12 protein-coding genes are annotated in these 12,814 nt (G+C 67.7%); 1 reads left to right on the plus strand and 11 read right to left on the minus strand.

Going from position 1 to position 12,814, the window contains the following annotated elements; translation table 11 throughout:
* Positions 1 to 65: 65 nt before the first annotated feature.
* The 9 genes from A5622_RS10005 to A5622_RS10045 form a co-directional block, all read right to left on the minus strand.
* Positions 66 to 818: a MerR family transcriptional regulator gene (locus A5622_RS10005; protein ID WP_066872735.1), complete on the minus strand. Its 753-nt coding sequence runs from the start codon at positions 816 to 818 to the stop codon at positions 66 to 68.
* Positions 818 to 1,279, minus strand: a complete 462-nt coding sequence (gene garA, locus A5622_RS10010) for a glycogen accumulation regulator GarA (RefSeq protein ID WP_369806961.1) — start codon at positions 1,277 to 1,279, stop codon at positions 818 to 820. Before garA ends, A5622_RS10005 begins: the two co-directional genes overlap by 1 nt.
* Before the next feature lie 295 nt (positions 1,280 to 1,574).
* The gene (gcvH, locus tag A5622_RS10015) at positions 1,575 to 1,973 is read right to left on the minus strand and encodes a glycine cleavage system protein GcvH (protein WP_066872726.1); all 399 of its coding nucleotides are present in this window, start codon (positions 1,971 to 1,973) and stop codon (positions 1,575 to 1,577) included.
* A 28-nt stretch (positions 1,974 to 2,001) separates the two neighbouring features.
* Positions 2,002 to 2,868 (minus strand): DUF881 domain-containing protein, encoded by an 867-nt coding sequence (locus A5622_RS10020; RefSeq protein WP_066872724.1) that lies wholly within the window; start codon positions 2,866 to 2,868, stop codon positions 2,002 to 2,004.
* A gap of 22 nt (positions 2,869 to 2,890) precedes the next feature.
* Positions 2,891 to 3,223 (minus strand): small basic family protein, encoded by a 333-nt coding sequence (locus A5622_RS10025; protein WP_007170008.1) that lies wholly within the window; start codon positions 3,221 to 3,223, stop codon positions 2,891 to 2,893.
* Positions 3,224 to 3,278: 55 nt separating this feature from the next.
* Positions 3,279 to 4,205, minus strand: a complete 927-nt coding sequence (locus tag A5622_RS10030; protein ID WP_066878230.1) for a DUF881 domain-containing protein — start codon at positions 4,203 to 4,205, stop codon at positions 3,279 to 3,281.
* The gene (locus A5622_RS10035; RefSeq protein ID WP_066872718.1) at positions 4,198 to 4,827 is read right to left on the minus strand and encodes a CDP-alcohol phosphatidyltransferase family protein; all 630 of its coding nucleotides are present in this window, start codon (positions 4,825 to 4,827) and stop codon (positions 4,198 to 4,200) included. Before A5622_RS10035 ends, A5622_RS10030 begins: the two co-directional genes overlap by 8 nt.
* A gap of 67 nt (positions 4,828 to 4,894) precedes the next feature.
* A complete protein-coding gene (gene secA2, locus A5622_RS10040; RefSeq protein WP_066878232.1) occupies positions 4,895 to 7,225 on the minus strand; it encodes an accessory Sec system translocase SecA2 in 2,331 nt (776 codons plus the stop codon).
* 37 nt (positions 7,226 to 7,262) lie between these two features.
* On the minus strand, positions 7,263 to 8,906 hold the full coding sequence (locus tag A5622_RS10045) for an acetolactate synthase (protein ID WP_066878233.1): 1,644 nt from the start codon (positions 8,904 to 8,906) through the stop codon (positions 7,263 to 7,265).
* A 71-nt stretch (positions 8,907 to 8,977) separates the two neighbouring features.
* Between A5622_RS10045 and A5622_RS10050 the strand changes: the two genes are divergently transcribed.
* Positions 8,978 to 10,897, plus strand: coding sequence for an ABC transporter ATP-binding protein/permease (locus A5622_RS10050; protein ID WP_066878235.1), 1,920 nt, complete (start codon positions 8,978 to 8,980; stop codon positions 10,895 to 10,897).
* Between the two features lie 3 nt (positions 10,898 to 10,900).
* On the opposite strand, the gene A5622_RS10055 is transcribed toward A5622_RS10050, so the two are convergent.
* Together A5622_RS10055 and A5622_RS10060 are read right to left on the minus strand one after the other, a co-directional pair.
* Positions 10,901 to 12,394: an FAD-binding protein gene (locus A5622_RS10055; protein WP_066878237.1), complete on the minus strand. Its 1,494-nt coding sequence runs from the start codon at positions 12,392 to 12,394 to the stop codon at positions 10,901 to 10,903.
* A 49-nt stretch (positions 12,395 to 12,443) separates the two neighbouring features.
* The coding region (locus A5622_RS10060) for a VOC family protein (RefSeq protein WP_066878239.1) at positions 12,444 to 12,814 on the minus strand (371 nt) is incomplete at its 5' end.

Below are 12,814 nucleotides of genomic sequence, written 5' to 3' on the forward strand. Positions count from 1 at the left end.
CAGGACGGCGAGGTCAAAAATCCGCCCTACTGCCGAAAACCAAGCTGTCGAACGAAGTCTAGTCCTCACCGATCCAGAACGTCGCGAACGGCGGATTTGATCAACGACGTGTGCAACGTGATGGCGAGTGCGGCGACCTCGCGCGCCAAATCGTCGGCGCGGTCGCGGGCGCCGGCTTTGCCGGCTTTGACTACCGGCCCGGCGATTTGGGCGATCAGGTCCGACTGCCGATCGGCGGCCGAGCGGAAAGCCCGCAAGTGCCGTGGTTCGACACCGTAGTCCGACAGCGCCCGGGCGCATTGCAGGATGACCACGGCGTGCTCGTCGAAAAATCCGGCGGGCCCGGTGGTGATGACTCCCGCTTTGAGAAGCGAGGTCAGCAGCTCGTCGTCCACGCCCGCGCGCGCCAGCAGCTCTTCGCGGCTCAGCCGGACGTGGGTGGGGGCCACCGCCGAAGTGTCCGAGCGCGGATCCGAGCCGGCGCCGTCCCCGGTGCCCGCCACCGACACCAGTCGCGGGACCGAATATGACGATTTGACGGGCGGCAGCTCGCCGTCGGGCTGGGCGTCCAGTTGCGCCCTGATGACCTTCAGCGGCAGATAGTGATCACGCTGCGCAGTAAGGATGAACCGCAACCGCGCGCAGTCATATGCGGTGAACCTTCGATACCCCGACGCGGCCCGCTGCGGCGTCACCAGCCCCTCGGCCTCCAGGAAGCGGATTTTGGAGATGGTGACATCGGGGAAGTCCGGCCTCAGCAACTCCAAGACCGCCCCGATCGACATCCCGGCCAGTGCCGAGCTATCGGGTGCGCTCACTAGCCTGAAGATCCTCCGTCCTCACCCTGCTTGGGTCCGGTGAGAAACACCAAGCGGAACTTGCCGATCTGCACTTCGTCGCCGTTGGCAAGCACCGCCGAGTCCACGGGCTCACGGTTGACGTAAGTGCCGTTGAGACTACCAACGTCGACCACGCTGAATTCGTTGTTTTCCAACCTGAATTCGGCGTGCCGGCGGCTGACGGTCACGTCGTCGAGAAAAATGTCGCTGTCGGGATGCCGCCCGGCGGACGTGGTGGCCTGATCCAGCAGGAATCGCGAACCGGCATTCGGTCCCCGCTTGACGACCAGCAACGCCGAGCCCGCCGGGAGCCCTTCGACCCCGGATACCGCGCTCTCGGTTCCCGCCTGCGCGGGCGCGTCCAATTCGTTGAGGAAGTCCGCACGGAAGACCGAAGTCGTCTCTACCGTGACTTCGTCCGAATTCTGGTCGTTGTCCATGTCCGTCACGCGCTGCTCCTCACTGGCTGCTGTGGCGTTGTCTGTCCGGGCCGCTCGGCCGGCTTGTGCACCAGGTTTCTTTGCCCGGTATGCCGATTACTGCCGTTTCGTACTGTCAAAGTGTCTGTCACGTGTCTTTCAGCGATCTTCGAAGGTCTTCAAAGGTCGATGTGTCGACGGTACCGCGCACCGGCCTGCAATGCGCCCACCACCTGACGAACCGAAACTCCGATTCCCCCGTACCCTGGCCCCGCCGCTCGCCGGCGGTGCGGGGCTGCAGGGACATTAGCAATCCTCATTCGGTGAGCGTTCCGCGGTAGGCCTCAGCGTCGAGCAGCGAAGAAATTGTCGACTCCAATTCGCCGACCTCGGATACCTGAACGTCCAGCAACCACCCGGCGCCGTACGGGTCGGAGTTCACCAATTGCGGACTGCCATCCAGATCGGCGTTGACCGCCGAGACTTTGCCCGAGACGGGCGCATACAAGTCCGACACCGATTTCGTGGATTCGACCTCACCGAAGGATTCGCCCGCGGTCAACTCGGTGCCCACGTCGGGCAGCTGAACGAAAACCACATCACCCAACGCCGATTGCGCAAAATCGGTGATGCCCACTCGCACGGTGTCATCCCCACTTCGACGAACCCATTCGTGTTCGGCGGTGTAACGCAGATCGGGCGGGATATCGCTCACGAGTGATCCTGTTCTGTTCGGGTGATGCTCACTTGACCGGCTGAGCGTATTGGTGCGGTTTTGGTTGCCGCAAGGTGGTCACGTCCACCCGGTCGGCCTGCTGGACCGACATTCGCCCCCCGACGCGCTTGACGGTGTCCTGCGCGCCGCCGGGAATGTTCATGGCCGCGGCCAGAGTGGGCGGATCGCCAATCGCCAGAATCGAATACGGCGGTGCCAGCGTTTTCGAGTCGATGGTCAGCGACCCGGGCGTCCCCACCACCCAGGTGTCGACACCCACTCGCACCGACTGGTGTGCGTCGTTGACCTCGATCGCCTCGGCGCCGGCGGCGCGCAACTCGTTGATCACGTCGAGCATCGCCTCCGGCGAAACCCCGGGCCCGGGGTCCTCGATCGTGACGGTGACGCCGGGCCCGGTGGCACCGACCGCCCCCACCAGAATGGACAGCGCCGCCAGCCTGGACTGCGCGGACTGGATGGCGGCCTGGTCGTTGTTTCCCGACGCCTGCAACGAATTCAGCGTGTTCTGTAGCTCGTTCACCTCGGTGTTGAGCGTGCCTTCGCGTTGCCGCAACGAATCCAGCAGCACCAACAGGTCCGCCGGCCGCGCCGTCTCCAGCGCGTCACCCGACTCCGTCTGGCGGGCCTGAGTGACGATCGCGAGGCCCAGCAGCAGGCACAGCATCGCGGCCAGCGTCCCGAACGCCATCCGGGAGCGGCCGCCGCGCACCATCCCCGACAACCCGGTGCGGTGCACCGCACCGATTTCGGGACGGGGGCTTTTCGCGGCCAGTTCGTGGCGGCCGCGCGGCGAGCCCTGTTCCGGGGTCGCACCGTCACCACCGTGGCCGGCGGCCCGCTGGCCGCCGGCGCGATCTTGCGGATCCTGGCTCACGTCAACCTCAACCTCAAGTGCGTCACGCCCCGAACAGCCTGCGCCGCAGCGCGGCCGCATTGCCGAAGATGCGGATACCCAGCACGACGATGATGGCCGTGGACAGCTGGGTGCCCACCCCCAATTGGTCACCGACATAGACGATCAGGGCGGCCACGAACACGTTGAACACGAACGAAATCACGAAGACCTTCGGGTCGAAGATCCGTTCCAGGTATGCGCGCAACCCGCCGAACACGGCGTCCAGCGCCGCGACCACCGCGATCGGCAGATAGGGCTGGACGACTTCTGGCACCGCGGGGTGAAAGACGAGGCCCAGCACGATGCCGATCGCCAGCGCTGCGATACCGATCATGCGTGGTTTCCCGTCCGCGTCTCGCACAGGGGAATGCGTCTGTTCAGGACTTCTCTCACCGTGGCCCAATCTGCTTGGCGAACTTGACATCCCGGATCGATCCGGCTGGCAGCGACAGACCGTCGGCGGCGTCCACCGTAACCACGACACCGTAGGAAATCTGCAACAGCCGCAGTCGCTGCAGGCCGGGGCTGCTGTCGAAGACGTCGCGCATCGCCCGCGGCGCACCGATGGCCAGGACCGTGTACGGGCTGCTGGTCGGGTTGTTGTCGACCAGGATCGCGCCGCCGGCCTGCCGGATGGTCACGTTCGGCCCGATCCGCACTCCGCCGACGGAGATCGCCTCGGCGCCGCTGGCCCACAACGAGTTGACCAGCAATTGCAGATCGCGGTCCAGGATGATCTGCCGGCTGCCGCTGACCCGCTGCTTGGACACGTCGGAAAGGTTCGGGCTGGCGCCGGGATCGGTGACGGTCACCTTCAGGCCGGGGCCGATGATCGCCGTGCTGGCCGCGGCCAGGCTCAGCGCGTCAAGGCGTTTCAGCAGCCGCTGCCCCTCGGCGTCGTCGGCCAGGGCGTGGCGCTGAACGTCGTCGACGCGCGTCGCCAGCTCGCCGCGGCGCTGGCTCAGCTTGGCCGCAGCGCCTTCGGCCGACCGCACATTGCCCAACAGCAGCTGCTGGGCGGTGCGCACCCCCGGAGCCACCGAGCGGGCCTGCGCGACCGCGGCGGCGAACACCGTCGCGATCAGCAGCGCCGCCAGCGCCTGCCAGAGCCAGCCGACCACCCGCCGGCGCCCACCGGATGGTGCGTCGGCGGCACCGCGCTTGGCCGCCGCCGCGGCGTAACCGGGATCGAGGTGCTCGGAGAGCAGGGCGCGCAGCAGCGAGGGCACCGGGATCTGTTTCGGTCGCGACGCCACATGCGCGCTGTGCCCGGCATTGGGGTCATAGCCGCCGAGCAGGGGATCCCTATCAGCCATGGTCAGCCACCTTCGCCGCGGCCGACGGGCGAGAACCGCGATCGACCTTGGGCATGCGTCGCAGCACGAGAGTCATCTGCACCGCATACTGCACGAACGCCCACAGGTAGGCATACATGCCCCAGATCAAAAAGGCCCATCCGCAGGCCCCGATCACGTGGCTCCACAGCGCATCCCAGGTGCCCAGCAGCACCAGCGGGAAGCCGGACATCAGGGCGAACGTCGCGGCCTTGCCGATGTAGGTGACCGGCAGCGCCGTCAGGCCTCGACTCCACAGCAGCGGCAGCGTCGCGGCCAACAGGCCGTCGCGCGCGAGCAGCACGATGACGAACCACCAGGGCACGATCCCGCTGAACGCCAGCACGATGGGCACGGCCACCATGTAGAGGCGGTCGACCGCCGGGTCGAGCAGGACCCCGAGCCGGGAGGACTGATCCAGCAGCCGGGCGATCTTGCCGTCCGCCCAGTCCGAGGCGCCGCTGAACATCAGAATCCCGACGGCCCACCCGTTGGCGTGGGCGACCAGCAGGGCATAGACGAACACCGGGATCAGCGCCAGACGGACAGCGCTCAGCGCGTTGGGCACCGTCAGCACCCGGTTGGGCGGAAGCACCGGCTCCATGAGCCGTGACCTTAACGCGACTGGGCGCCGAACGCCCGGCTGCGCCGCGCTTGCGATCGCCACGAGCTCAGCGGAACACCCCGGGCAGGCTCAGAGTGGACAGCGTGTCATCCGACAGCGGGTTGTCGTTGACCATGTAGGTCCACGTCGACGTCGGCCGCGCCAGCTTGGACAGGTCCAGCCCGGGCTCCTCGTCGAGGACGTTGGCGGTTTCGAACGTCTGCTGGGCCGCCTCGATGGCGTCGGCGGCCAGTGACGCGAAGGCGTCGACCGCCAATCGGTGAAACTCGTCCAGCGGGTTCTGCCGGCCCAGCGCCCGCAGATGGATGCTTTCGCGGATGTCGGCCAGATACGCCAGGTGGTCGGCCCAGCCGCGGTCGAGGTGATACAGCATGATCTGCCGGCAGATCGTCTCCAGGCGCTCCTCGGTGATCCCCTCGGTCTCGGCCAGCTCCTTGTAGCGCTTGGGGGCCAGCTCGGCCAGCTCCTCGCGCGCGGTTGGGTTGCGCAGCAACGTGTTTCGCCGGTCTACGATGATGGCGCGCTGCTGGGCGATCAACTGGTTGTAGCGCCAGGTGTTCGCGTGCACGTCCAGCATGCGGCCCTCGGCCACGCGCTGGGCGTGGTCGAGCAGGCCCGCCGCCTTCGGGCTGACGATCCGGCCGTCCTCGTCGGTGTCCATCGGCAGCTTGTTGTGGTCGAGGTTGGCCGCCACCACGTCGTCTTCCCAACTCGAGAAGAAGACCGACGACCCCGGGTCGCCCTGCCGCCCGGCGCGCCCGCGCAGCTGGTTGTCCAGCCGCTGGGTGTGGTGTCGCCCGGTTCCGACGACGTGCAGCCCGCCGAGCTCGGCGACCCGGTCGTGGTCGGCTTCGTCGGAGCCGCCGAGGCGGATGTCGGTGCCGCGCCCGGCCATCTGGGTGGAGACGGTGACGACGCCGAACTTGCCGGCCTCGGCGATCACCTGAGCTTCCTCGGCGTCGTTTTTCGCGTTCAGCACCACCGCGGGCACCCCGCGGCGCAGCAGCCGCTCGTGCAGGTCCTCGGATTCGGCGACGTCGCGGGTGCCCACCAGCACGGGCTGCCCGGTCTCGTTCACCTCGGCGATGTGGGCGACGATCGCGTCGTTCTTGGCGGCGGCGGTGATGTACACGCGGTCGGATTCGTCTTCGCGAATGTTGGGCTCGTTGGGCGGAATTGGTGACACACCGAGCTTGTAGAACTGGCGCAGCTGCTCACCGGCGGCCAGCGCGGTGCCGGTCATGCCGCACACCGTCGCGTAACGGTTGATCAGCGCCTGCACCGTGATGGTGTCGAGCACCTCGCCGGTTTCGGTGGTCTCGATGCCCTCCTTGGCCTCCACCGCGGCCTGCAGGCCGTCGGGCCAGCGCTGCAGCTGCGCGATGCGCCCCCGCGCGGCGTTGATCAGGTGCACCGCGTCGTCGCGGACGATGTAGTGCACGTCGCGCTGCAACAGCACGTGGGCGTGCAGCGCGACGTTGATCTCCGTCAGGGTGGTGACGACGTGCTCCTCGGAGTACAGATCGATGCCGCCGAGCGCCTTTTCCACCTTGCGGGCGCCGACTTCGGTCAGGTGGACGTTGCGGCTGTCGGCGTCGGTGTCGTAGTCGGTGCCGGCCTCCAGCTGGCCGGCCAGCTTGATGATCTCCAGCCGCGGCGTCTCCCGGTGGGTCGTGCCGGCCAGCACCAGCGGCACCAGCGCCTCGTCGACCAGCACCGAGTCGGCCTCATCGATCAGGGCCACGTCGGGGTTGGGTGAGACCAGGTCGGCGACGTCGGTCACCAGCTGATCGCGCAGCACGTCGAAACCGATCTCGTTGACCGAGGCGTAGGTGACGTCGCAGCCGTAGGCGGCCCGGCGTTCCTCGCTGGTCGACTCGGCGGTGATCCAGCCGACCGTCAGGCCCATCGCCTCGATGACCGGGCCCATCCATTCCGCGTCCCGGCGGGCCAGGTAGTCGTTGATCGTCACCACGTGCACGTGCCGACCGGCCAGCGCGTAGCCCGCGGCCGCGATCGCCCCGGCCAGGGTCTTGCCCTCACCGGTGGCCATCTCGATGACGTCGCCGGCCAGCATGCGCAGCGCCCCGAGCAGCTGCACATCGAATGGGCGCAGGGTCGTCGATCTTTCGGCCGCCTCCCGGGCGATGGCCAGGAACTGCGGGATGTCCTCGGAATCGGCGAGGTCGTCGAGGTTGAGCAGCCCGGCCGCCTTGCGCAGCTGCTCGTCGCTGAGCCCGGCCGCCTCGCCGTCGTACTCCGACGAGTCCTTGACCTGGGTGAGCGAGCGGCTGCGGTCCTTTTCGGTGCTGGCGCCGAGCAGCTTCCAAAAGCGGCTACTCAGCCGGCCGGGTTGAGCGCGGGTCGTCTTAGGCACAGGTCAACGGTACGCGGTGACCCACCGCGCGGATTCATCACGCGAGGTTGGACCGGCGTGGATAGGCGACGTCGGGGTCGGTGAGCACATTGACGACGGCCGGCAGGCCGCTGGCGAAGGCCCGTTCCAGCGCGGGCCGCAGCTCGCCGGGCGCGGCGACCAGTTCGCCGTGCCCGCCCAGGGCGCGGGCCACCTCGTCGTAGCGCGTGCCGGGACGCAGTTCGGCGACCACCGAGTAGCCGTACAGCGCTTCCATGGGGTGCTTCTCCAGCGCCCAGATTCCGTTGTTGCCGATCACGGAGACGACCGGCACGTGGTGCCGAACCAGGGTGTCCCATTCCATGCCGCTGAACCCGAACGCGCCGTCGCCCTGCAGCAGCACCACCTGGCGGTCCGGGTGGGCCAGCTTGGCGGCCAGCGCGTAGCCGGGGCCCGACCCCAGACAGCCGAACGGTCCACTGTCCAGCCAGCAGCCCGGCTGGTAGCTGTCGATCACCCGCCCGGCGTAGGACCCGAAATCGCCGGCGTCGATGACGACCACGGCGTCGCGGTCCAGCATCGGCGCGAGCTCGGCGTAGACCCGCATCGGGTGCAGCGGGATGCGGTCGTCGGCGAGTTCGGCCTTCTCCTTGTCGCGCGCCGCGGTCTCGGCGATTCGCAGTTCGTCGATCCAGCCGCGGTGGTCGCTCCCGGTGGCCGGGGCCAGCGCGGCGAGGATCGTCAACAGGTCGCCGTACAGCTCGGCCGCCACCGGCCGGGGATGGCGGCGGTCGGGCTCGACCCGGTCGACCACGATGAGCTCGGTGTCTGGCCCGAAGACCGCGCCGAAGCCGAGCCGGAAATCCATCGGCACCCCGACGATCAGCGCAACGTCGGCCTCCCCCAAGGCTTTTCCGCGGACCCTGGAGAACGCCAACGGATGGTCGGCGGGAACCGCGCCGCGGGCCATGCCGTTCATCAGCACCGGGATGTGCAGTTCCTCGGCCAGGCGCAGCAGGGCCGCCTCGCCGTGCCCCCACCACACATTGGTGCCCGCCATGATCACCGGCCGCTGCGCCGCGGAGAGCAGGGCCGCGGCCCGACTCAGGGCCGCACCGTCGGGCGCGGGCCCGGGTGGCAGGTCGACGAGCGCGCCGGGCCGGGCGTCATCGTCGGACACGGAGAACACGTGGTCCATCGGGAAGTCGACGAAGCCGACGCCCGAGGGCGCTGTAACCGCGGCGCGCAGCGCGTCGTCGACGAGCCGGCCGGCGTCGCCCGCCGACTGCGCGGTGGCGGCGAAGCGGGCCAGCGGCGCCACGAACGGTACGTGGTCGATCTCCTGCAGCGACCCCATGCCCCAGCGCTGCGCCGGCGCCCGGCCACCCAGCACCACCAGCGGCGACTGGTTCTGCTGCGCGGCGGCCATCGCGCTCATCCCGTTGGTGATGCCCGGGCCCGCGGTCAGCGCGGCCACGCCCGGCGACCGCGTCACCTTCGACCAGCCCTCGGCGGCGAAGGTCGCGGTCTGCTCGTGGCGGGTGTCGATCAGGCGGATTCCTTCTTCGCGGCACCCGTCGTAGATGGAGAACAGGTGGCCGCCGGACAGCGTGAAGACGGTGTCGACACCGCTGGCTTTGAGGCGGCGCGCGATGAGTCGGCCGGCATGTACGGTCTGGCTGGATGGAGCGTCGATGCTCATCTGCGCAGCCTATTCGAGAACCGTTCGGGTAATTTGCGGGGAAGTGCCGACCGCAGAAGGAGACGCCGAAATTGGACTCGAAGCTGTTCAAACCGTCCATCGATTGGTCGTCGGCATTTCAGGATTCCCTGCGGTGGCTCGCCATCGCATGGGTGATCGGTGCCGTCAGCCTGCTGGCCGCGCTGGTCGCCGCCAGGTATCTGACCCCGTGGGGCCGCCAATTCTGGCGGATCACGCGCGGTTACTTCGTCGGGCCGACCAGCGTCAGGGCCTGGCTGGGGCTCGGTGTGCTGCTGCTGCTGGTGCTCTTCTCGGTCCGGCTCAACGTGCTGTTCAGCTATCAGAGCAACGACATGTACACGGCGTTGCAGGTGGCACTGAAAGGGCTCGCCACGGGGAACAATGAGGTCAAACAGTCCGGGATCCACAACTTTTGGGTGTCGCTCGGAATTTTCATCCTGCTGGCGGCCATCTTCATCGCCCGGGTGATCCTCGACATCTACTTGACGCAGCGATTCATCATCGCCTGGCGCATGTGGTTGACGGCCCATCTCACCGACGACTGGCTCGCGGGCCGGGCCTATTACCGGGATCTGTTCATCGACAACACTATTGACAACCCCGACCAGCGCATCCAGCAGGATGTCGACATCTTCACCGCCGGGGTGGGCGGCACCCCGAACATCCCGTCCAACGGGACGACCAACACCCTGCTGTTCGGTGCCGTCAACGCGGTGGCGTCGGTGATCTCGTTCGCCGCGATCCTGTGGAATTTGTCCGGAGACTTCGATCTTTTCGGTGTGACCGTGCCGCGTGCGATGTTCTGGACCGTTCTGATCTATGTCTTGATCGCGACGGTGGTCGCGATTTGGCTTGGACGCCCGCTGATTTGGCTGAGCTTCAACAACGAGAAACTCAACGCCGCGTTCCGTTACGCCCTGGTGCGGTTGCGCGACGCCGCGGAGGCGGTGGGCTTCTACCGCGGCGAGCGCGTCGAGCGGGCGCAGCTGTGGGGGCGCTTCACGCCGGTCATCGACAACTACCGCAGGTTTGTCCGCCGGACCATCATCTTCAACGGATGGAACTGGTCGGCGACGCAGACCATCATTCCGCTGCCGTTGGCAATTCAGGCGCCGCGCCTGTTCGCCGGGGAGATCGCCTTCGGCGATGTCACCCAGACCGCGCAGGCTTTCGGCAACATCAACGACTCACTGTCGTTCTTCCGCAACAACTATGACGCGTTCGCGGCCTTCCGGGCGGCGATCATCCGGTTGCACGGCCTCGTCGACGCCAACAGCAAGGGCCGCGCGCTGCCCACCATTTTGGTCAAGCCCAGCGAGGATTCCGCAGTGGAGCTGCGCGGCATCGAGGTGCGCACGCCGGAGGGCGATCAGCTGGTCGACTCGCTGGACATCCAGCTCGATTCGGGCGACAGCCTGGTGATCACCGGCCGGTCCGGGGCCGGCAAGACCACGCTGCTGCGCAGCCTCGCCGAACTGTGGCCGTACGCCTCGGGGACCCTGTGCCGCCCGGACGGCGATAACGCGACGATGTTCCTGTCCCAGCTGCCGTATGTGCCGCTGGGCAGTTTGCGCACCGTGGTGTGCTATCCGAACTCGCCGGACAACGTGCCCGACGAACAGCTACGCGACGTGCTCACCAAGGTGGCCCTGGCGCCGCTGATCAACCGGCTCGACGAAGAGAATGACTGGGCCAAGGTGCTCTCGCCTGGCGAACAGCAGCGGGTCGCCTTCGCGCGCATCCTGCTGACCCAGCCGAAGGCGGTCTTCCTCGACGAGGCCACCTCCGCGCTGGACGAGGGCCTGGAATTCGCGCTGTACCAGTTGGTGCGGACCGAGCTGCCCGAGTGCGTCATGGTCAGCGTGAGCCACCGGCCCACCGTCGAACAACACCACTCCCAGCAGCTGCACCTGCTCGGCGGCGGCCCATGGCAATTGGGACCCGTCGAGAAGGAACCCGCGCCGGTCTGACGCCTACGCTCCCCCGGCGCGTTGCGCCGCGTGCGCTCCGGCGCGGCGGCCGAAGAACGACCCTTCGCCCAGCTGCGTTCCGCTCGCGTAGCCCTTGCCGTCCTGGGCGAGGTTGGACGCGCACGCCCCGGCGGCATACAAGCCGGGCACGACGGAGCCGTCTTCCCGCTGCACCTCGCCGTCGACGGTCACCGCGAGGCCGCCGATGGTGAATCCCGAGTACATCGCCCGCCCGAGCGACAGATCGAACACCGCCCACGGACCATTGTCTTGCGGCGCAAGGAATTCCGGCTGCTTGTGGAAATCGGGATCCTCGCCCGCGGCGGCGTTCTTGTTGTAGCGGTCCAGCGTGGCCGCAAGATTGCCGGCCGGAATGCCAAGCGCGGCTTCCATTTCCGCGATCGTCTCGTACCCGTCGAGGAAACGGATCAGCGGCATGGCGGGCATCTCGGTGTGCGCCTCGTCCACGATCAGGTACGCCGTCTGGTCCGGCTGCTCCAACACGAAGGCCGACGTCCGCGAGTGGTAAGAGTCCTCGGCGACGAAACGCTGGCCGTCTTTGTTGACGATCACGCCGGTCAGCAACACCTCGGGCGGGTAGGCCGCCGCGGTGATGAACAACTCGTCCATGTTCTTGGTGGCGCCGCCGGCCGAGACGCCCATCCGGATGCCGAGTCCGTCGTCGTTGGGATTGCCCAGGATGTAGGGCGCCACGACGCCGTGGTGTTTGGTGCGTCGCTCCTGACCCAATGCGGGCGTGTGCTCGGCGACCATCTCCGGGTTCATCGCGAACCCGCCGGCCGCGATGATCACGGACTTGGCTTTGATGGCGCCGGTGTCGGTGAAGTGTTTCCAGGCCACGCCGACGACCGCGCCGTCGCCGTCGGTGACCAGGTTGGTCACCGCCGTCTCGTAGCGGATCTGCACGCCCAGGGCGTCGGCCCGCTTGAGCAGCAGGTCGACAACCATGCTCGCGCCGCCCAATTCGCCGGGCACCGGCACCGAGTGCCCGCGCGGTGCCGGTTTGGCCCGCTCGCAGAAGGGCCAGACCTTCTCGTTGCCGGTGTAGCTCAGCCCCTCGGTGCCCGGCGGCACGACGACCTTGCCCGGGTAGTAGCTGCGCTCGAACTGAAAACCCAGGTCTTCCAGCCAATTGAAATGCTCGACGCTGCCCTCGCAGTAGGCGCGGATCTTGTCGAGTTCGGGTTCCCGCGACACCTCGACCAGATACTTGTACATCTCCTCGACGGAATCGTCTTTACCGGTCGCCTGCTGCACCGCGGTCCCGCCACCGAGGTAAAAGTGGCCCCCGGCAAGCGAAGTGGTGCCGCCCGCCGCGGCCGCGCGTTCGAGCACCAGCACCCGCGCGCCGGCGGCGGCCGCACTGACCGCGGCGCAGCCGCCGGCAATGCCGAACCCGATCACCAGGACGTCGACGTCATCCGACCACGCGGTCACGTCGTTCGCGCTGACTGTCGCCGGTATCTCCGTGCTCATGGGCGCCACTCCTCCTCATCGCTGCGTCGCGCACCGTCGCCGGCGCGGCTCACCGCTGCTCCTGTTTGATGTAGTCGTAAAAGGCCCGCATTTCGGGCGAAACGTACGCAAGCTCCACATACGGCACGCCCGCCTGCGGCGCGGACAGGTAGACGAAGTGGATGCCGCCGGGCATCACGCCTCGCTGCACAACCGCGGCGCCCCGCTCGCCGGCCTCGCTCACCGCCACTTCCAGTTGCTCGGGGCTTTCGACCTCCATGCAGACGTGGTGCAAACCCGGCCCGCGCTCGGACAGGAAGTCACTATAGATGTTCTGGCCGCGGACCGGCTGGATCAGTTCTAACTGCATGTCGCCGAGGTAGCTCAGCGAGATGCTGGCAAAGAAGTCGGCGGCCTCGCCGCGGTAGCTGCACGCCTCCG

This window comes from Mycobacterium sp. 1245801.1 (assembly GCF_001673055.1).
Taxonomy (GTDB): Bacteria; Actinomycetota; Actinomycetes; order Mycobacteriales; family Mycobacteriaceae; genus Mycobacterium; species Mycobacterium europaeum_A.

What these genes read in the sequence shown, in the direction of transcription:
- A5622_RS10055 (WP_066878237.1), bottom strand. Translation starts at nt 12,394, where the DNA reads ATGAGCACGGAGATACCGGCGACAGTCAGCGCGAACGACGTGACCGCG.
- A5622_RS10045 (WP_066878233.1), bottom strand. Translation starts at nt 8,906, where the DNA reads ATGAGCATCGACGCTCCATCCAGCCAGACCGTACATGCCGGCCGACTC.
- garA (WP_369806961.1), bottom strand. Translation starts at nt 1,279, where the DNA reads ATGGACAACGACCAGAATTCGGACGAAGTCACGGTAGAGACGACTTCG.
- A5622_RS10035 (WP_066872718.1), bottom strand. Translation starts at nt 4,827, where the DNA reads ATGGAGCCGGTGCTTCCGCCCAACCGGGTGCTGACGGTGCCCAACGCG.
- A5622_RS10030 (WP_066878230.1), bottom strand. Translation starts at nt 4,205, where the DNA reads ATGGCTGATAGGGATCCCCTGCTCGGCGGCTATGACCCCAATGCCGGG.
- A5622_RS10025 (WP_007170008.1), bottom strand. Translation starts at nt 3,223, where the DNA reads ATGATCGGTATCGCAGCGCTGGCGATCGGCATCGTGCTGGGCCTCGTC.